Here is an 18,592-nt window from a genome sequence, read left to right on the forward strand (position 1 = left end):
CGTCGCGCCAATTGATTCGGCTGTATCTGACAGGATTTCGATGACCGCCCGTTCCAGCCTCACGATCGTGCTCGCCGCCGGCGAAGGCACGCGCATGCGATCGAGCTTGCCGAAGGTGCTGCACCCGGTCGCTCACCAGACGCTGCTTGCCCATGTGCTCGCCGCCGCACCTAAGGGAACCGAAACATCGCTGGCCGTCGTGATCGGTCCCGACCATCAGGCGGTCGCCGATGAGGCGAAGCGCATCCGCCCCGACGCACTCACTTACGTGCAGGCTGAGCGGCTCGGCACCGCGCATGCGGTGCTGGCGGCGCGCGAGGCGATCGCGCACGGTGTGGACGATCTCCTGATCGCGTTCGGCGACACGCCGCTGATCTCGGCCCAGACTTTTGCGCGGCTGCGCGCGCCGCTCGCCAGGGGCGCTGCGATTGCCGCGCTCGGTTTTCGCGCCGCCGATCCCACCGGCTATGGCCGCTTCATCGTCGAGGGCGACCGCCTGGTTGCGATCCGCGAGCAGGCCGATGCCAGCGACGCCGAGCGCAAGATCAATCTGTGCAATGCCGGCGTGATGGCGATCGACGGACGCCGCGCGCTCCAAATCCTCGACAAGATCGGCAATGCCAATTCCAAGGGCGAATATTATCTGACGGATGCGGTCGAAATCGTCCGCAAGCAGGGATGGGAGTCCGTGGTGATCGAGACCAGCGAGGACGAGGTGCGCGGCATCAACACCAAGGCGCAGCTTGCGGAAGCGGAAGCCGTGATGCAGGCGCGGCTGCGCAAGACGGCGATGGAGGCCGGCGTCACGCTGGTCGCGCCGGAGACTGTTTACCTGTCCGCCGACACATCGTTCGGCAAGGATGTCACCATCGAGCCGTTCGTGGTGATCGGCCCCGGCGTGTCGATTGCCGACGGCACCGTGATTCATTCATTTTCACACATCGTGCAGACCACGCTCGGCAAGAACGTCTCGATCGGCCCCTATGCGCGGCTGCGGCCCGGCACCTCGCTTGGCGACGGCGCGCGCATCGGCAATTTCGTGGAGACCAAGGCGGCGACGCTGGAGGCCGGCGTCAAGGTCAACCATCTCTCCTACATTGGGGACGCCACCGTCGGCGCCAATTCCAACATCGGCGCCGGCACCATCACCTGCAACTACGATGGCTTCAAGAAGCACAAGACGATCATCGGGCAGGGCGCCTTCGTCGGCACCAACTCGTCTCTGGTCGCACCGGTGAAGATCGGCAACGGCGCCTATATCGGCTCGGGCTCGGTGATCACGCGTGACGTGCCCGACGATGCCATGGCGCTGGAGCGCAGCCCGCAGACCATCAGGGAAGGCGGCGCGGCGCGCTATCGCGAGATGAAGACCCGCGGCAAGAAGCCAGAGAAGTGAGGGGCTGAGTATCTCCGCCTGGTCGGGGTTGTTGCGGTTGTGCGCTCATGGACGATGACGACGACTGGTATCTGATCAAGTTTGTCGTCGAGCGCGTCATCCGCCGGGACAATGGGTGTTGGAACAGTTCGGCGACCCCCGCCCAAGCGAGATCGCATCGCTGTTCACCGGGCTGGCATTCTGGGCGTTCGTCGTCTCCCTCGTGTTCGCCCTGGTGCTGGGGTGGTGAGACGAGCCGCTAGTCGTCGTCGGCGACTTCCGAGAACATCGCGCGGTTCAGGCGCCAGCCGCGCGGCCTGGCGCGCTTTGCCGGTTCGTCGGCGGCCTGCGTGAGGAGGACAGGCTTGCTTTCCTTGCCTCGCTCCATGGCGCGCTGGGGCGGCGGCCAATGCGCAAGGTGCGTGCCTGTGGTCTCGCTGGCGCGCACGAACGTCGATGACAGACCTTTGCGGTCGGACGAACCTTTCATGGCCATATCTCCTTGAGGGGGAATCGTTGGTCAAATTTATTGACAAGAAGTTAATCGGCGCGGTTTAACGCCGGCGAATTCGACGCAGTCGAAGCAGGACGCGAGCCTGTGCTGTCTCAATCAGCAATAATTATTGAGTATCTGGTTCCTTAGGAACTTCGCTAAAAACCGAGCGCGTCGTTTAGGCGATTTTTCGACGATTTGGGGGATATTGATCCGCATGTGCGGGATTGTCGGCATTCTCGGGCGCGAGCCGGTTGCAGAGCAATTGGTGGATTCGCTCAAACGTCTTGAATATCGCGGTTACGATTCCGCGGGCGTCGCCACGCTCGAAGGCAAGCATCTCGAGCGCCGCCGCGCCGAGGGCAAGCTGAAGAACCTGGAGAAGCGGCTCGAAGCCGAGCCGCTCAAGGGCACGACCGGCATCGGACACACCCGCTGGGCCACCCACGGCAAGCCGACCGTCAACAACGCCCATCCGCACGCGACCGAGCGCGTCGCCGTCGTCCACAACGGCATCATCGAGAATTTCCGCGAGCTGCGCGAGGAGCTCGAGAAGAAGGGCACGGTCTTCCACACCCAGACCGATACCGAGATCGTGCTGCATCTCGTCGATGATCTCCTGACGCGCGGCAACAAGCCGGTCGAGGCGGTGAAGCTGACGCTGGCGCGGCTGCGCGGCGCCTTCGCGCTCGGCTTCATCTTCGCCGGCGAGGACGACCTCATGATCGGCGCCCGCAACGGCCCGCCGCTTGCGATCGGCTATGGCGACGGCGAGATGTATCTCGGCTCCGACGCCATTGCGCTCGGCCCGTTCACCGACACGATCAGCTATCTCGAGGACGGCGACTGGGTCGTGCTGACCCGCAAGAGCGCGACGATTTTCGACAAGGACGGCCACGCCGTCCAGCGCGACAAGATCAAGCACGCCGCCTCGACCTCGCTGGTGGACAAGGCCAATTACCGCCACTTCATGGCCAAGGAAATCCACGAGCAGCCGGAAGTGGTCGGCCACACCCTGGCGCGCTATGTCGATATGGCGACCGAGCGCGTCTCGCTGCCGGTCAAGCTGCCGTTCGACTTCAAGGACATCCAGCGCATCAACATCACCGCCTGCGGCACCGCGAGCTATGCCGGCTTCGTCGCAAAGTACTGGTTCGAGCGTTTTGCGCGCGTGCCGGTCGAGGTCGATGTCGCCTCCGAATTCCGCTACCGCGAGGCACCCTTGCGCAAGGGCGATCTTGCGATCTTCATCTCCCAGTCCGGCGAGACTGCCGACACCTTGGCGGCGTTGCGCTATGCGAAGGCCGAGGGCGTCCACACGGTCGCCGTCGTCAACGTGCCGACTTCGACGATCGCGCGCGAGAGCGAGACCGTGCTGCAGACGCTGGCCGGTCCCGAGATCGGTGTCGCCTCGACAAAAGCCTTCACCTGCCAGCTGATGGTGCTGGCAAACCTTGCGATCGCGGCCGGCAAGGCCCGCGGCGAATTGTCCGATGAGGACGAGACCAAGCTGGTCCATGGCCTCGTCGAGATCCCGCGTCTGATGTCGGACGCGCTCACCAATGAGCACCAGATCGAGAAGCTCGCACGTGAGATCGCCAAGTCCCGCGACGTGCTCTATCTCGGCCGCGGCACCAGCTTCCCGCTCGCGCTCGAGGGCGCGCTGAAGCTGAAGGAAATCTCCTACATCCACGCCGAGGGCTACGCTGCCGGCGAGCTCAAGCACGGCCCGATCGCGCTGATCGACGAGACCATGCCGGTCGTCGTCATCGCGCCCTATGACCGCGTGTTTGAAAAGACTGTCTCCAACATGCAGGAGGTCGCCGCCCGCGGCGGCAGGATCATCCTGATGACCGACGCCAAGGGCGCGGAGGAGGCGACCGTCGATTCGCTCGTCACCATCGTCATGCCTGACATGGCGGCGGCGTTCACGCCGATGGTCTATGCCGTCCCCGTGCAACTGCTCGCCTATCATACCGCGGTCATCATGGGCACCGACGTCGATCAGCCGCGCAACCTCGCCAAATCGGTGACCGTGGAATAGGCAGAAGGGATCGGGCCGGGACGCTAGGTGGTCTTCCAAAACCTGCTAGAAGACCCTAGCTTGAGTGCAGCGACCGACCTGGAACCCGAATGACCACCCGCGACGACGCGCCTGCGCCGCTTGATCCTGCGCCGGAACCGCATACCGGCCTGATCGGCCGCTTCCGCAATTATTTCCTGACCGGCCTCGTCGTGACGGGGCCGATCGCGATCACCTTCTACCTGGTGTGGTGGTTCGTCACCTGGGTTGACGGCGTGGTGCGGCCATTCGTGCCGCTGGCCTATCGGCCCGAAACCTACATGCCGTACGTCATCCCCGGCTGGGGACTGATTGTCGCATTCTTCACCCTGACCCTGGTCGGCTTCCTCGCGGCCAACCTGATCGGCCGGACGCTGGTCGATGTCGGCGAGACCTTCCTCGGCCGCATCCCGGCGGTGCGCGCGATCTACCGCGGCCTGAAGCAGGTGTTCGAGACGCTGTTCTCGGGCAAGGGCTCGAGCTTCCGCAAAGTCGGGCTGGTCGAGTTTCCCTCGCCGGGCATGTGGTCGATCGTGCTGATCTCGCAATCGCCGAACGAGGAGGTCGCGCGCAGCTTGCCGGGACAGGAGGAGCATGTCTCGGTGTTTCTGCCGTGCTCCCCGAACCCGACCACCGGCTTTTTCTTCTACGTGCCCAGGAGCAAGATCATCGAGGTCGACCTCACCGCCGAGGACGCCGCAACGCTGATCATGTCGGCCGGCGTGGTGCAGCCGGGCGCGGCGCCCGATCCGAAGAAGGCCGCCGCGCTCGCGGGCATGGCCAACGCCGCACGCATCGCCAATGCGCCGGCGCTCCAGGTGCAGCCTGCGAAGGTGGAGTAGGGCCATTCCCGTTTCGGATGGCCGCATTCACGCAAAGCAGTTTTGTCCTCTGCTAGTATTCCGGTTGAACTGAGCGCCTCGCTCGGAATTCGACCTGGAGTGCACGATGTCCAAAACCATTGCGATCCTCGCCCCCGGAGCCATGGGCAGCGCTGTGGCCCGCCGCCTCAGCGAAAATGGCGCGCGCGTGCTGACGTCGTTGAAGGGGCGCAGCGAAGCGACGCTGAAACGCGCCGCGGATGCCGGCATGGTCGGCGCCGAGGACGACGCGATCGCGGATGTCGACATCATCCTCTCGATCGTGCCGCCCGGCGAAGCCGTGGCGCTCGCCGAGCGGCTCGCGGGGCTGATCGTCCGGCGCGCGAAGAAGCCGGTCGTGGTCGACTGCAACGCGGTCAATGTCGATACGGTGCAACGGATCGAGGAGATCATCGGCTCGGCGCAGGCGCCGTTCGTCGATGGCGGCATCATCGGCTTCCCGCCGCAGCCCGGCGGCAAGAGCCCGGCCTTCTACCTGTCCGGTGAGCATGCCAAAGACGTCGCTGTGCTGAAGGACCTCGGACTCGACGTGCGGATCGTCGAGGGCCCGGTCGGCGCGGCGTCGGCACTCAAGATGTCCTATGCCGGCATCGTCAAGGGCCTCGCCGGCATCGGCTCGGCGATGGTGGTCGCGGCCACGAAAGCGGGCGCGGCGGATGCGCTACGCGACGAGCTCGCGCTGAGCCAGCCCGCGATTTTGGCGCGACTCGAAGTCGCGCTGCCGGACATGCTTCCCAAAGCCTATCGTTGGGTCGCGGAGATGCGGGAGATTTCCGGCTTCCTCGGGCCGGATCATCCGGCCAGCCAGATCTACGAGGGCTTTGCGAAATGGTTCGAGCATCTCGCCGCGGATGCGACAGGCGAGGCGGTGGATGCTGACCTGATGAAGGCGTTTGCCGCGCGCATTGCACAGAAAAAAACCTAGGGCACCTGCTCATCAATCAGGTGTCGCGCGGCTAGTTTGAGCACCTTCCAAGTCCACTGCGCCGCAAAATGGACACACGCGCGACGCCACTCTCGAACGGCCGTCGTGGGGAATGGTCGCGGAGAATCTGACATGCGGGCAGGGATCAGCCTTGTTGCGGCGGTGTGTGCGTTCGCTCTGAGTCCCATCGAAGCTCAAATCGCCTCCGCAGCCAGCTGCGGCATTCCCGCGGACATCCATGACGGATGGACGATGACCTCGCCGGACGTGCAGGGGGTGAACCCGACACTGCTTTGCGCGATGGACGACGGCATCAGCGGCGGCAAGCTCGCCAACGTGGACGACATCGTCATCGTTCGTCACGGCGTGCTCGTCTACGAGCGCTACTATTCGCGTTTCGACGCGACCACGCGGCACAACGGTTATTCCATGACCAAAAGCGTGGTCTCGCTGCTGGTCGGAATCGCCATGGATCGCGGCCTGATCAATGATCTGGACGTCCCGGCCTTTTTTTATCTTCCAACGAATGCCGATCTCCGTATGTTTGACAAGGATCCCGTGACCCTGCGCCATCTCCTGACGATGTCGGCAGGATTGGGCTCCGACGGGGCTCCCGGTGTCACCTTCCGGTACAGCGACAGCGAAACGGAGCTTATTGGAGCCATCCTGAAGAAGGTCACAGGCAAGACCGTCGATGTTCTTGCTCAGGAGAACCTTTTCGCACCGCTTGGCATCAAGGATGTGAATTGGCGTCAGGATCCGTTTAGCGGTCTTCCGGCGTCGGCCAACGGGCTCAGTCTACGCCCTCGCGACTGGGCGAAAATCGGCCAGCTTGTTCTCAACCGCGGAGTTTGGGAAGGACGGCAGATCGTTTCGGCGTCTTGGGTCGATCAATCGACGGCTGAGCAAATCAAGACGGATGAGCTGCTCTCTGATGGCTATGGGTATCAGTGGTGGCGTGGTCGATCACTGGACAAGGACCGCGACGTTCAATGGGTTGCCGCAAAGGGCTTCAATTCCCAGAAGACCATCATCATTCCCGCGCTCGACATGGTTGTCGTCATCAACGCGTCCCGACGATCCAAAGACATGGTCGCTCCCGAGCTCGACCTCCTGGACCGATACATCTTGCCCGCGACTTCAAAGGATGGATCACACACAGTCTCTGATCTGAACTGAAACAGAATCTAGAAAATTCGCGATGTCCCGGTCCCGTCTCAGGCGCACCACCGGGACATCCGGGCCGTACTGCACGCGTTCGGCCTCAATGACAGGCGCGCGCTCCACCTCGTAGCGCCACGCCTCTCGCATCAATTTCCAGTCGAACTGTTCCGGACATCCTTCGGGCAGATCGGGCCGCGTCGTATCGCGATCGAAGGCGGAGCGCCAGAGAATGCGCCACTGGCAAAGCCAGCGCGGCCGGTCGATGACAACAAGAAGATCGGCGCGCGCGAGCGTGAGATCGAAGGCGAGCCCCGAGAAGCTGCCGTCGACGACCCAGGCCTTGCCCGCGATCGCCTCCGCAACGCGAGTCCGAAAGCTCGCTTTGTCGGATGGCTTCCAGCCCGGCCGCCAGTACAGCACGTCGAGATGCACCACGGGCAATCCGAGCTTTTGCCCGAGATTCCGTGAGAGACCCGTCTTTCCGCTTCCCTGGGAGCCAACGACGATGATCCGGCGCATGGTGGGAGGGTTTCACGAAATCGGCATCCGGGAAAGACCGCGCGTTCCAGTCTCGCTTTATTACCTCGCATGTAATTGAGACAATTCGCGACCCGACTAGTCTCCCGACCATCCGCTCACCGGGAAGTTTGAAGGCTCCTGTCGAGCGCGTGTCACGGAATCAGGAGAGCGAATATGCAAGTCGTGTTTACGAAGCAGGAACCGCCGAAATGGCTCCTCGACATGTGGAAGGAGATCGACGACAAGACCTTCGGACAGGGCTTTGACTGCTTTGCAGAGGACGCCGTCTGCAATCTCGGCGTCGCCGACTGGAAGGGGCGGGAAGCGATCCGCACCAATCTGAAGGCCTTCATCGACACCGGCTTCACGGCGCTGCATCACGTCACCGAATATTGGGATGCCGGCTCCCTGAAGGTGTTTCGCGGTGTCGTGGACATGACACCCGACGATCGCTCGATGAAGACAGTGCATCCGACGATGACGCACTTCTTCTACATGGACGAGCGGGACGAGACCAAGGTGCGGCACTGGGTCGGCGCCGTGGGGCCCGTCGCCTTCGGTTGATTGTCCGCCATCGGCAACCCAAATGGTGCCTCGGGTGATCCGGGGCACCAACGCATGTGCGTTGAAGGCGTTATCATCGATGGGAAGGATATTTCGATCATGAAAGTGACCGCCGGCGCTCTCAGGGCACGCGCGACGTCCGCGGGTGCGCTGCTGCGTCATTGGCGAGACATTCGCGGCAAGACGCAGCTCGATTTGTCGTTCGATGCCGGCGTCTCGCAGAAACACATCAGTTTTGTCGAGAGCGGGCGCAGCATCCCGAGCCGCCAGATGCTCCTCGATCTCGCGCAGGCCCTCGACGTGCCTCTGCGCGAGAGAAACGAGCTGTTGCTGGCCGCCGGCTACGCGCCGTCCTACTCCGATCCCGCGCTCGAGGCGCCCGCCATGACGAGCATCAATCGCGCCCTGCAACGTATGCTGCGCCAGCACGAGCCGTTTCCGGCCATCGTCATGGACCGCTACTGGAACGTGCTGATGACCAACGAGGCCGCACCGCTTCTATTCAACTGCTTCGTCGACATGTCGGCACGTCCCGTTCCGCGAAACCTGCTGCACCTCATGTTCGATCCCGACGGCATGCGCCCCTTCATCGCTAACTGGCCGCAGACCGCCCGCGGATTGCTTGCACGGGTGCATCGCGAGGCGGTTGGGCACGTCGTCGATTTGAAGACGAAGGCGCTGCTGGAGGAGTTGTCGCGATACCCCGGCGTCAAGCCGGAATGGCGCGCGCCGTCGGCCTCCGACGCGATGCCGACGATCCTGCTCAGTTTCATCAAGGACGGCGTAACACTCGACTACTTTTCCCTGATCGCGACGGTTGGAACGCCGCAGACCGTGACGGCGGAGGAGCTGCGGCTCGAGTGCATGTTTCCCGCCAATGATGCGACTGAAGCGGAGCACGGCAGGTTCATTCGCGCGCATACGGGGTGAGGGGGCGTCGCGAGTCAGCTCGCCTTACGTGTGCCGAGCCCCACTCACATCGTCATTGCGAGCGTAGCGAAGCAATCCAGACTGTCTCCGCGGAAAAAAGTCTGGATTACTTTGCTACGCTCGCAATGACGAGGAGGAGACGTCGCGGGGGCCATCTGCTATTGTTTCTGCGGAAGCAATTCTTCTGCAATGGGAGTTCGAATGAGAGTGTTGGTGATCGGCGCGGGAGCGCTCGGGGGCTACTACGGAGCTTGCCTGGTCCGAGCGGGCGCTGACGTGACCTTTCTGGTGCGGTCGAAGCGCGCGGCGCAATTGCGGCAGGATGGATTGAGGGTCGTAAGCCCGCATGGCGACTTTGCGCTTCAGCCGAAGATCCTGCTGGCTGATGATCTCAAGGAAGCTTTCGACGTCGTGCTGGTCGGCGTGAAAGCCTACTCGCTTGACGACGCCATGAGCCAGTTTGCCCCGGCGGTTGGCGCGAGCACGATGATTTTGCCTGTACTCAACGGGTTGAAACATATCGACGCCCTGACGGCGCGGTTCGGCGCTGCGAAAATCCTCGGCGGGCTCGCGAACGTCAGTGCCGGGCTCGATGCGGACGGTCGTGTCGTTCAGTTCATGGCCAATCAGACGATCGTCTTCGGCGAGACCAGGGGAGCGATGAGTGAGCGTGTGCTCGCGCTGGAGGCACTGCTGAAGGTCCCGGGCATCGACGTGCGCGCCAGCGAAGCGATCATGCAGGACATGTGGGAAAAATTCGTCCAGCTCTCGACGCTCGCCGGCATCACCTGCCTGATGCGCGCGAGCATCGGAGACATTCTCGCCGTGCCGAACGGCGAACAATCGATCTTCCGCCTGTTCGCGGAATGCTGCGCTGTTGCGACGGCTTCGGGTTTTGAACCGCGAGCTCCGTTTATCGAGTTTGACCGAAAGCTGTTCACGACCCTGGACTCCCCGCTCAAGGCGTCGATGCTGCGCGATATCGAACGTGGTTCGGTCACCGAGGCGGAGCATATCCTCGGCGACATGGCCAACCGGGCCGGTGCGCTGGGTGTCGACACGCCGCTACTGGATCTGGCCCGCGCCCATGTGGCGGCCTACGAAATCGGGCGTCGGAGAGCAGCAGGCTAGCCCGCCCCGATCAGCGGGATCGCCTCGTCCCGCTCGTAGAGATACAGCAGGCAGCGCAGCGCCTCGCCGCGCTCGCCCTTGAGCTTCGGGTCGTCCTTGAGAATGCGCAGCGCCTCGTCGCGGGCCTGGGTGATGAGCTGGTCATGGACTTCCGGGCGCGCGATGCGGTAACCGGGCAGGCCGCTCTGGCGTACGCCCAGCACGTCGCCTTCGCCGCGCAGCTTGAGATCCTCCTCGGCGATGCGAAAACCGTCGGTGGTCTCGCGGATGACCTTCAGCCGCGCTTTCGACATCTCGCCGAGCGGCTCCGAGTAGAGCAGGAGGCAGGTCGAGGCTTCCGAGCCGCGCCCGATGCGGCCGCGCAGCTGGTGCAGCTGGGCGAGGCCAAACCGTTCGGCGTTCTCGATCACCATGATGGTCGCGGCGGGCACGTCGACACCGACCTCGACCACGGTGGTCGCGACCAGCAGTCCGATCTCGTGGGCGGCGAACTGGCCCATCACGCGGTCCTTCTCGGTGCCCTTCATCTGGCCGTGAACGAGGCCGACGCGGTCGCCGAAGCGCTTTTGCAGGCTCTCGAAACGTTTGGTCGCGTTGGTGAGATGCTCGGTGCCCTCTGCCTCGGATTCCTCGACCAGCGGGCAGATCCAGTAAACCAGCTTGCCTGCCTCCAGGGCGCGGCCGATGCTGTCAGTGACCTCTCCGAGCCGGCTCATCGAGATGGTGCGGGTTTCGATCGGCTGGCGTCCGGCGGGCTTCTCGCGAAGTTCGCTGATGTCCATGTCGCCGAAATAGGTCAGCACCAGCGTGCGCGGGATCGGGGTTGCGCTCAGCACCAGCACGTCAACGGCTTCGCCCTTGGACGTCAGCGCCAGGCGTTCGCGCACGCCAAAGCGGTGTTGCTCGTCGACGATGGCGAGGGCTAGATCGCTAAAGATCACATCGTCCTGGATCAGCGCGTGGGTGCCGACGAGGAGATTGATCTCGCCGGCTTCGAGTTGCGCCAGCAACTCGCGCCGCTCCTTGCCCTTTTCCCGACCGGTGAGGATCGCCACCCGTAGTCCCGCGCGCTCCGCGAGCGGTGCGATGGTCTTGATGTGCTGGCGCGCCAGGATTTCCGTGGGCGCCATCAACGCGGCCTGCTTGCCGACTTCGGCGACCGCGGCGGCAGCGAGCAACGCCACCACCGTCTTGCCGGAACCGACATCGCCCTGAAGCAGGCGCAGCATGCGTACAGGTTGCTGCAGATCGTTGGCGATCGCCGCGGTGGCGTCGCGCTGGGATGACGTCAGCGCGTAGGGCAGGGCGTCGATGATCTTGTTGCGGAGATGGCCGTCGCCGGCGTTTCGCACGCCGGCCGGACGGCGTAGCTGCGCGCGGATCAGGGCAAGTGCGAGCTGGCCGGCCAGAAGCTCATCAAAGGCAAGGCGCGACCAGAACGGCTTTTCGGGCAGAATGTCAGTCAGCTCTACCGGCAGGTGCACGCGATTGAGCGCTTCCGAGATCGGCGGGAAGCTGCAACGGCGCATCACCTCCGGGCTGATCCATTCCGGCAACGCCGGCAGCTTCAGGAGTGCCTGCGAAACCGCGCGGCGGAGCGAGCCGAGCGCCAGGCCCTCGGTCAGGGGATAGACGGGGTCTATCCCTGAGAGTTTCGAGATCGCCTCCTCGTCGAGCACGCGGTCGGGGTGCACGATCTGCGGGATGCCGTCATACATCTGCAGCGTGCCGGAGACGTAGCGCTTCTCGCCGACAGGCAGCAGCTTTTCGACATAGCCGGGTTTTGCGCGGAAGAAGGTCAGCACGACATCGCCGGTATCGTCGCTGGCATAGACCAGATACGGGGCGCGTGAGTTGCGCGGCGGCGGCGGGCGGTGACGATCGACGGTGACCTCCAGCGTCACCATGGTTCCCTGCGCGGCGTCGCGAATCTTCGGCCGTGCCCGGCGGTCGATCACTTGGCTCGGCAGGTGCAGCAACAGATCGACCAGCCGCGGCGTCTCGTTGCGACTGAGCAAATACTGTAGCAGCTTGTCCTGCTTCGGACCGACGCCGGGCAGGCTGGTCACGGGAGCAAACAGCGGATTGAGGAGGCTCGGGCGCATCGGGCGAATCTAGGATCGTTTCGGCCCGTCATGCCCGGCTTTCTGCCGGGCATCCACGTCTTTTTTCGTGTCGGTGGTGGCCGGCCATGAGAAATCGAGGGCTGACACAAGCGGTCCGAGTGGCTATATCACCCCCGCCCGGCACGTCCGGGCTTTCGGCGTTTGACTGGATCTGAGACATGACGGGAACGACACGATCGAGCAACGGGCTGGACGACCGCCGCAAGCGGCTTCTGTTCCGCTGCTGGCACCGCGGCACGCGCGAGATGGATTTGATCCTCGGCCGCTTCGCGGATGCAGAGATCGCCAATCTGTCGGATGACGAGCTGACCGAGCTCGAGACCCTGCTCGAAGAGTCCGATCCCGACCTCTATGCCGCCATCACCGGTGACAAGGTGCTGCCACCTGATGTCACTGGCGCACTGTTTGACCGCATCAAGGCGTTCCCGATTACGGACGGCAATTTATGAAACCGGGTTTGAAGTCGCCGGCCGAGCTGCTCACGCCCGGCCGCGCGGTGACGCTTGCCAACGTCGCCGAGGGCGCCGAAGGCCTCGTCGTCTCTGATCTGGCGCGCGCCCTTGCGGCGCGGCCGAAGAAGCCGGCCGTCAGCCTTGCGGTGGTCTGCCGCGACGGCGCGCGGATGCAGCAGCTCGAACGCGCGCTGCAGTTCTTCGCGCCCGATCTGCCGGTGCTGACGTTTCCGGCCTGGGACTGTCAGCCCTATGACCGCGTCTCGCCGCATGGCGGCATTTTGGCGCAACGCCTGACCACGCTGGCACGGCTGGCCTCGCTCACCGGCAGCGACAAGCCGCTGATCGTGCTCACCACGGTGAACGCTGTCGTGCAGCGCGTGCCCGCGCGCGAGCTCGTCGCCGCGCAGGCGCTGTCGGTCGCGCCCGGCAATGTCGTGCCGATGGACACCATCGTCGCCTGGCTCGAGCACAACGGCTACAACCGCTCCTCGACCGTGCGCGAGCCCGGCGAATATGCAGTGCGCGGCGGCATTCTCGACCTGTTTCCAGCCGGCCTCGAGCAACCCGTCCGCTTCGACTTCTTCGGCGACAGCCTGGAATCGATCCGCACCTTCGATGCCGAGACCCAGCGCACGCTGCTCGACATGCGCGCGCTCAATCTCGTTCCGGTCTCGGAATTCCAGCTCGTCACCGACACCATTCGCCGCTTCCGCATGGGCTATGTCGCCGAGTTCGGCGCGCCCGAGCGTGACGATGCGCTGTACGAGGCCGTCAGCGAGGGCCGCCGCCATCCCGGCATGGAGCATTGGCTGCCGCTGTTCCAGGACCGCATGGACACGCTGTTCGATTATCTGCAAGGGGCAGCCGTGGCGATCGAGCCGCAGGCCGAGGACGCCGTCCGCGAGCGCTTCAAGCAGATCCAGGACTACTACGAGGCTCGCCGCGATGCGATGGAGCATCCCGGCGGCGGCGCGATCTACAAGCCGTTGCCGCCTGACAGGCTCTATCTGACCGAGGACGAGTGGGGCAAGCGCGTCAGTGATATCCCGCTGGCGCGGCTGACGCCGTTCTCCGTGCCAACGGATGGCACCACGGTCGTCGATGCCGGCGCCCGCAAGGGCCGCGACTTCGCGCCGGAGCGCAACGATACCACCGTCAACGTGTTCGAGGCCGTGGTCAGCCACGTCATGGCGCTGCATGCCCAGCGCAAGAAGGTCGTGATCGCGCTGTGGACCGAAGGCTCGCGCGACCGCATGATTTCGATGCTGCGCGACCACAAGCTGACCCACACCACCAGCGTCAACGCCTGGCGGACGGTGCAGGCGACCCCGCGCAACGAGACCATGCTCGCCGTGCTCGGCCTCGAAAGTGGTTTCGAGACCGACGAGATCGCGCTGATCAGCGAGCAGGATATTTTGGGCGACCGCCTGGTGCGGCCGCGCAAGGCGAGCCGCAAGCTCGACAATTTTATCTCGGAGGTGACGAGCCTCACCGCGGGCGACATCGTCGTCCATGCCGACCACGGCATCGGCCGCTTTATCGGCTTGCAAACGCTCGACGTTGCCGGCGCGCCGCATGACTGCCTCGAACTGCATTATGCCGCCGACGCAAAACTGTTCCTGCCGGTCGAGAACATCGAGCTACTGTCGCGTTACGGCTCCGACCAGACCACGGTCGAGCTCGATCGTCTCGGCGGTTCTGGCTGGCAGACGCGCAAGGCAAAACTCAAGAACCGCATCCGCGAGATCGCGGGCGAGCTGATCAAGATCGCCGCCGCGCGCCATCTGCACGAGGCGCCAAAACTGCCGGTGCAGCAGGGCCTCTACGACGAGTTCTGCGCGCGCTTCCCCTATGACGAGACCGAGGACCAGCTCGGCGCCATCGAATCCACGCTGAAGGACCTCGAACTCGGCCGTCCGATGGACCGGCTGATCTGCGGCGACGTCGGCTTTGGCAAAACTGAAGTGGCGTTGCGCGCGGCTTTTGCCGTCGCGCTCGAAGGCAAGCAGGTCGCGGTCGTGGTGCCGACCACGCTGCTGGCCAGGCAGCATTACAGGACCTTCACCGAGCGCTTCAAAGGCTTTCCGGTGAACGTGGCGCAGGCCTCGCGCCTGGTCCCGACCAAGCAACTCAACGAGGTCAAGAAAGGCATCTCCGACGGCTCGGTCGACATCGTCGTCGGCACCCACGCGCTGCTCGGCAAGGCGATCAAATTCCGCGATCTCGGCCTCGTCATCGTCGACGAGGAGCAGCATTTTGGCGTCACCCACAAGGAGCGGCTGAAGGCGCTGCGTTCGGAAGTGCACGTGCTGACGCTATCGGCAACGCCGATCCCGCGCACGCTTCAGTTGGCGCTGACAGGTGTCCGCGAGCTCTCGATCATCGCCTCGCCCCCGGTCGATCGCCTCGCGGTCCGCACCTTCGTCGCCCCGCATGATCCGCTGATGATCCGCGAGGCGCTCCTGCGCGAGCGCTATCGCGGCGGCCAGGCGTTCTACGTGGTGCCGCGCATCGACGATCTTGCCGAGGTCAAGGATTTCCTCGACAAGAACGTGCCGGAGATGAAGGTCGCGGTCGCGCACGGGCAGATGCCGCCCGCGGTGATCGAGGACATCATGACCGCGTTCTACGACGGCAAGTTCGACATCCTGCTGTCGACCACAATTGTGGAATCCGGCCTCGACATTCCCAACGCCAACACCCTGATCGTGCACCGCGCCGACATGTTCGGCCTGGCCCAGCTCTATCAGCTCCGCGGCCGCGTCGGCCGTTCCAAGCTGCGCGCCTATGCGCTGTTCACGCTGCCGGCGCAGCAGAAGATCACGGCGCAGGCCGAGCGCCGCCTCACTGTGCTGCAATCGCTGGAGACGCTGGGCGCCGGCTTCCAGCTCGCCTCGCACGATCTTGATATCCGCGGCGCCGGCAATCTGCTCGGCGAGGAGCAGTCCGGTCACATCAAGGAAGTCGGCTTCGAGCTCTACCAGTCGATGCTGGAGGAGGCGATCGTCAATCTCAAGGCCGGCGTCTCCGAGCCCGCCGCGGATCGCTGGTCGCCGTCGATCACGATCGGCATGCCCGTGCTCATTCCGGAAGATTATGTCGGCGATCTCTCGGTACGGCTGTCGCTGTACCGGCGTCTTGCCGATCTCGACACCGAGGAGGAGATCGAGAATTTTGGCGCGGAGATGCGCGACCGTTTCGGCGTGCTGCCGGACGAGGTGCGCTATCTCTTCAAGGTTGCCGCCATCAAGGCGTTCTGCCGCCGGGCCAATGTCGGGAAGATCGACGCCGGCCCGAAGGGCGCCGTCATTGCCTTCCGCGACAATTCGTTCGCTCATCCCGAGCGGCTGGTGTCGTTCATCAAGAGCCATGGCCAGGCTGCCAAGGTGCGGCCCGACATGAAGGTGGTATTTTTACAGGACTGGGAGACGCCGGAAGAGCGTCTCGCCGGGACCACCGAGATCATGCGGCAACTGGCACAGCTTGCCGAAAGCAAAAAGGCGGCTTAACCGGGCCATCCGATCCAGACGTGGCGCAAGCGCGAAATCCTGCGCCGCAGAGTCGGAATTCGGGCCTCGCAAGGCATCGAAACGGTATTCGGGTCTGAAAACAGCGACATATGGCCACTTGCGGAATGACCGAACAGCAGGCATATAGGACAGATCGAGTTTCGGCCGAACGACTTGGCCTCGCCGCTTATAGCGTGCCTGACTGACGACCCTCCCTCCAGATCTCGAATTCTCCGACTGCGCTCTCTTGGGTGCAGTTCTAAAGCCATATCTTTCTAAAGGGACGACCCTATGACTACGGGAACTGTGAAGTGGTTTAACAGCCAAAAGGGTTTCGGCTTCATTCAGCCGGACCAGGGAAGCCAGGATGTTTTCGTTCATATCAGCGCCGTCGAACGCGCCGGCTTGAGCACCCTCAACGAGGGGCAGAAGGTTTCCTTCGAAATCGTCGCGGACCGCCGGACCGGCAAGTCTGCGGCCGATAATCTGCGCGCCGAATAGGCTGCCGCAGTCAGCACTATGTAGCTTTGACCACGGATGTACTGGCAGAGCTTCTGGTTGTTTCGACCCGCGTCTGGTTTACCGGTCGCGGGTTTTTTTACACCAATTGCGGGGTGGCCCGCCGACAGCTGAGGTCGCAAGCGTGTCTATCAATATCGATTCAGGCCAGGGCCACGACGACGAACACGACGACGTCATGTATCCGCAGGTCCTGCCGTTCATATTGGTCCACGCCGGATGCGTCGCGGCGATCTGGTCGGGCATCTCATGGCAGGCCGTTACCATCTGCGTGGTTCTGTACTGGTTGCGCATGTTTGCGATCACGGCCGGATATCATCGCTACTTCTCGCATCGGGCTTACGCGACCAGCCGGGTGTTTCAGTTCATCCTGGCCTTCCTGGCCCAGAGCAGCGCCCAGAAAAGCGTGCTCTGGTGGGCTGCCAAGCATCGTCATCATCATCTTCATTCCGATACGGCGCATGATGTGCATTCGCCCCGGCACAAGGGCTTCGTCTACAGTCATCTCGGCTGGATCTTCTACCGGCAGCACGATGCAACTGATCTCGTCAAAGTATCGGATCTGGCGGCCTATCCGGAGTTGATGTGGCTGCACAGGCTGGAGCTGCTGCCGGCATTCGTGCTCGCGGGCGTCTGCTTCCTCGTCGCCGGGTGGTCGGGACTGGTGGTCGGCTTCCTCTGGAGCACGGTGCTGGTGTATCACGCCACGTTCTGCATCAACTCGCTCGCGCATGTGCACGGACGCAGGCGGTATGTGACCGGTGACGATTCCCGCAACAACTGGCTGCTGGCTTTCTTCACGATGGGCGAGGGGTGGCACAACAATCACCACGCCTATCAGGCCAGCGCGCGGCAGGGCTTCTACTGGTACGAGATCGATCTGACCTACTATGTCCTGGTGGTCTTGTCCTGGCTCGGAATTGTCCGGGATCTCAAGATGCCGCCGAAGCAGGTTTTGCGCAACGAGCACCGGTTGGGATCGCGCGTTGTCAAGCAGGCGGCCGAGCAGCTCGCGGCCCGCTTCAATCCGGAGCACATCGCGTCGGCGATCAGGACGTCGATCCACGAGACCGAATTGTCAGTGCGGGACGCCATCCACCTGTTGCAGCACCGTGCAGATCTGGGTCTGGCCAGCATGCCGACCCGTGACCAGTTGCTGGCCGAGGCGCAGCGCATGTTCGCCAAGACCATGTCCCTGGACGACATTGTCGACCGCGCCTATGAGCTGCTGAACGACTCCGTCGGCTTTCTCCTGGCCGCGCCCGTTCCCGCTCTGGCGACCAGTGTGCAATCAGGGACGAAGGCTAGCGGCTGACGCGCGCTATCGCAGGGTGGGCAGAGCGGAGTGTGCCCAGGCGTCTCGTCGTTTTGAAAGTGGTGGGCACGGCGCCGCGCGCCTTTGCCTGCCCTTGTCTTAGCGAGATTTTGACTACGCCGCCGGCGTGACGCATCCACGAACTGCGGACTTGCAGCGTCCAACCGTATCAGCCCGTCTGATCAGTCGAGGTGGAATCTTAGATCGAGGATCCCAGCCGGCTCATTCTGGAAAAGCAGGAGTCCCCGCGCCGCGGCGCCGGTAAAAAAGCGAAGGCTTGGTGGTGGGTTATCGTCGAGCACAATCCGCTGTGATTGTGCACCAAGCTCGAAGAAACAGCAGCCGGGCTTTCCTTCGATTTCGACGCGCGCGTGGCGGGGGTCATCACGGTACCGGAAGATGATGAGCGTGATGTTCAGTTTCTTGATCCCGACACGGCACACGCCATACGGGCAGGAGGTCGAACCAACATCGCCGTCGGTCGATGTTTCAACGCCATAATCCAGCGTGTAGTCCTTGGCGTACGCGGGAGACGCCATCGACAGGAACGCAGCCATGACAGTCGCTGCGAGCTGAACCAGCCTTATCGTCGACCGAAACATAAGTGCCGCCCCGACCGTCCCG

At 63.6% G+C, this 18,592-nt stretch carries 16 protein-coding genes; 12 read left to right on the forward strand and 4 right to left on the reverse strand.

The window, feature by feature from the left end:
• Positions 1–40: 40 nt before the first annotated feature.
• Entirely contained in the window at positions 41–1,396 is a 1,356-nt protein-coding gene (gene glmU, locus B5V03_RS37955) for a bifunctional UDP-N-acetylglucosamine diphosphorylase/glucosamine-1-phosphate N-acetyltransferase GlmU (protein ID WP_129275522.1), read from the forward strand.
• Between the two features lie 238 nt (positions 1,397–1,634).
• On the opposite strand, the gene B5V03_RS37960 is transcribed toward glmU, so the two are convergent.
• Entirely contained in the window at positions 1,635–1,865 is a 231-nt protein-coding gene (locus B5V03_RS37960; RefSeq protein ID WP_129275523.1) for a hypothetical protein, read from the reverse strand.
• A 220-nt stretch (positions 1,866–2,085) separates the two neighbouring features.
• Between B5V03_RS37960 and glmS the strand changes: the two genes are divergently transcribed.
• The 4 genes from glmS (at position 2,086) to B5V03_RS37980 (ending at position 6,915) form a co-directional block, all read left to right on the forward strand.
• Positions 2,086–3,912: a glutamine--fructose-6-phosphate transaminase (isomerizing) gene (glmS, locus tag B5V03_RS37965; RefSeq protein WP_129275524.1), complete on the forward strand. Its 1,827-nt coding sequence runs from the start codon at positions 2,086–2,088 to the stop codon at positions 3,910–3,912.
• Positions 3,913–4,001: 89 nt separating this feature from the next.
• Positions 4,002–4,772 carry a DUF502 domain-containing protein gene (locus B5V03_RS37970; protein ID WP_129275525.1) on the forward strand — a complete coding sequence of 257 codons (771 nt, stop codon included), beginning with the start codon at positions 4,002–4,004 and terminating at the stop codon, positions 4,770–4,772.
• A gap of 106 nt (positions 4,773–4,878) precedes the next feature.
• The gene (locus B5V03_RS37975) at positions 4,879–5,736 is read left to right on the forward strand and encodes an NAD(P)-dependent oxidoreductase (protein ID WP_129275526.1); all 858 of its coding nucleotides are present in this window, start codon (positions 4,879–4,881) and stop codon (positions 5,734–5,736) included.
• Between the two features lie 132 nt (positions 5,737–5,868).
• Positions 5,869–6,915, forward strand: coding sequence for a serine hydrolase domain-containing protein (locus B5V03_RS37980; RefSeq protein WP_129275527.1), 1,047 nt, complete (start codon positions 5,869–5,871; stop codon positions 6,913–6,915).
• On the opposite strand, the gene B5V03_RS37985 is transcribed toward B5V03_RS37980, so the two are convergent.
• Positions 6,889–7,419: an AAA family ATPase gene (locus B5V03_RS37985; protein WP_129275528.1), complete on the reverse strand. Its 531-nt coding sequence runs from the start codon at positions 7,417–7,419 to the stop codon at positions 6,889–6,891. The two genes, B5V03_RS37980 and B5V03_RS37985, sit on opposite strands and share 27 nt — an antisense overlap.
• A 174-nt stretch (positions 7,420–7,593) precedes the next feature.
• Between B5V03_RS37985 and B5V03_RS37990 the strand changes: the two genes are divergently transcribed.
• From B5V03_RS37990 to panE, 3 genes are all read left to right on the forward strand, one after another.
• Positions 7,594–7,983 (forward strand): nuclear transport factor 2 family protein, encoded by a 390-nt coding sequence (locus B5V03_RS37990; protein WP_129275529.1) that lies wholly within the window; start codon positions 7,594–7,596, stop codon positions 7,981–7,983.
• A 99-nt stretch (positions 7,984–8,082) separates the two neighbouring features.
• Positions 8,083–8,913, forward strand: coding sequence for a helix-turn-helix domain-containing protein (locus tag B5V03_RS37995; protein WP_129275530.1), 831 nt, complete (start codon positions 8,083–8,085; stop codon positions 8,911–8,913).
• Between the two features lie 201 nt (positions 8,914–9,114).
• A complete protein-coding gene (gene panE, locus B5V03_RS38000) occupies positions 9,115–10,044 on the forward strand; it encodes a 2-dehydropantoate 2-reductase (RefSeq protein ID WP_129275531.1) in 930 nt (309 codons plus the stop codon).
• Here the strand turns inward: panE and recG are convergent.
• Complete coding sequence (recG, locus tag B5V03_RS38005) at positions 10,041–12,149, reverse strand: ATP-dependent DNA helicase RecG (protein WP_129275532.1); 2,109 nt, start codon at positions 12,147–12,149, stop codon at positions 10,041–10,043. The genes panE and recG overlap by 4 nt on opposite strands.
• A gap of 179 nt (positions 12,150–12,328) precedes the next feature.
• Here recG and B5V03_RS38010 point away from each other — a divergent pair, with 179 nt between their 5' ends.
• The 4 genes from B5V03_RS38010 to B5V03_RS38025 all read left to right on the forward strand — a co-directional run bounded on the left by B5V03_RS38010 (position 12,329) and on the right by B5V03_RS38025 (position 17,968).
• A complete protein-coding gene (locus B5V03_RS38010) occupies positions 12,329–12,619 on the forward strand; it encodes a succinate dehydrogenase assembly factor 2 (RefSeq protein ID WP_129275533.1) in 291 nt (96 codons plus the stop codon).
• Positions 12,616–16,134: a transcription-repair coupling factor gene (mfd, locus tag B5V03_RS38015; RefSeq protein ID WP_129275534.1), complete on the forward strand. Its 3,519-nt coding sequence runs from the start codon at positions 12,616–12,618 to the stop codon at positions 16,132–16,134. Before B5V03_RS38010 ends, mfd begins: the two co-directional genes overlap by 4 nt.
• A 291-nt stretch (positions 16,135–16,425) precedes the next feature.
• Positions 16,426–16,635, forward strand: a complete 210-nt coding sequence (locus B5V03_RS38020) for a cold-shock protein (RefSeq protein ID WP_092028588.1) — start codon at positions 16,426–16,428, stop codon at positions 16,633–16,635.
• Positions 16,636–16,831: 196 nt separating this feature from the next.
• A complete protein-coding gene (locus tag B5V03_RS38025) occupies positions 16,832–17,968 on the forward strand; it encodes an acyl-CoA desaturase (protein WP_164988589.1) in 1,137 nt (378 codons plus the stop codon).
• Positions 17,969–18,150: 182 nt separating this feature from the next.
• Here the strand turns inward: B5V03_RS38025 and B5V03_RS38030 are convergent, their stop codons facing one another.
• Positions 18,151–18,525 (reverse strand): hypothetical protein, encoded by a 375-nt coding sequence (locus B5V03_RS38030; protein ID WP_129275536.1) that lies wholly within the window; start codon positions 18,523–18,525, stop codon positions 18,151–18,153.
• Positions 18,526–18,592: the final 67 nt, after the last annotated feature.

This window comes from Bradyrhizobium betae (genome assembly GCF_004123905.1).
Classification (GTDB): Bacteria; Pseudomonadota; Alphaproteobacteria; order Rhizobiales; family Xanthobacteraceae; genus Bradyrhizobium; species Bradyrhizobium betae_A.

Excerpts from the sequence above, each read along its gene's own strand:
- recG (WP_129275532.1), bottom strand. The coding sequence starts at position 12,149 with ATGCGCCCGAGCCTCCTCAATCCGCTGTTTGCTCCCGTGACCAGCCTG.
- glmS (WP_129275524.1), top strand. The coding sequence starts at position 2,086 with ATGTGCGGGATTGTCGGCATTCTCGGGCGCGAGCCGGTTGCAGAGCAA.
- mfd (WP_129275534.1), top strand. The coding sequence starts at position 12,616 with ATGAAACCGGGTTTGAAGTCGCCGGCCGAGCTGCTCACGCCCGGCCGC.
- B5V03_RS37960 (WP_129275523.1), bottom strand. The coding sequence starts at position 1,865 with ATGAAAGGTTCGTCCGACCGCAAAGGTCTGTCATCGACGTTCGTGCGC.
- B5V03_RS38025 (WP_164988589.1), top strand. The coding sequence starts at position 16,832 with ATGTATCCGCAGGTCCTGCCGTTCATATTGGTCCACGCCGGATGCGTC.
- B5V03_RS37975 (WP_129275526.1), top strand. The coding sequence starts at position 4,879 with ATGTCCAAAACCATTGCGATCCTCGCCCCCGGAGCCATGGGCAGCGCT.
- panE (WP_129275531.1), top strand. The coding sequence starts at position 9,115 with ATGAGAGTGTTGGTGATCGGCGCGGGAGCGCTCGGGGGCTACTACGGA.
- B5V03_RS37985 (WP_129275528.1), bottom strand. The coding sequence starts at position 7,419 with ATGCGCCGGATCATCGTCGTTGGCTCCCAGGGAAGCGGAAAGACGGGT.
- B5V03_RS38030 (WP_129275536.1), bottom strand. The coding sequence starts at position 18,525 with ATGGCTGCGTTCCTGTCGATGGCGTCTCCCGCGTACGCCAAGGACTAC.
- B5V03_RS37995 (WP_129275530.1), top strand. The coding sequence starts at position 8,083 with ATGAAAGTGACCGCCGGCGCTCTCAGGGCACGCGCGACGTCCGCGGGT.
- B5V03_RS38020 (WP_092028588.1), top strand. The coding sequence starts at position 16,426 with ATGACTACGGGAACTGTGAAGTGGTTTAACAGCCAAAAGGGTTTCGGC.
- B5V03_RS37980 (WP_129275527.1), top strand. The coding sequence starts at position 5,869 with ATGCGGGCAGGGATCAGCCTTGTTGCGGCGGTGTGTGCGTTCGCTCTG.
- B5V03_RS37990 (WP_129275529.1), top strand. The coding sequence starts at position 7,594 with ATGCAAGTCGTGTTTACGAAGCAGGAACCGCCGAAATGGCTCCTCGAC.
- B5V03_RS38010 (WP_129275533.1), top strand. The coding sequence starts at position 12,329 with ATGACGGGAACGACACGATCGAGCAACGGGCTGGACGACCGCCGCAAG.
- B5V03_RS37970 (WP_129275525.1), top strand. The coding sequence starts at position 4,002 with ATGACCACCCGCGACGACGCGCCTGCGCCGCTTGATCCTGCGCCGGAA.
- glmU (WP_129275522.1), top strand. The coding sequence starts at position 41 with ATGACCGCCCGTTCCAGCCTCACGATCGTGCTCGCCGCCGGCGAAGGC.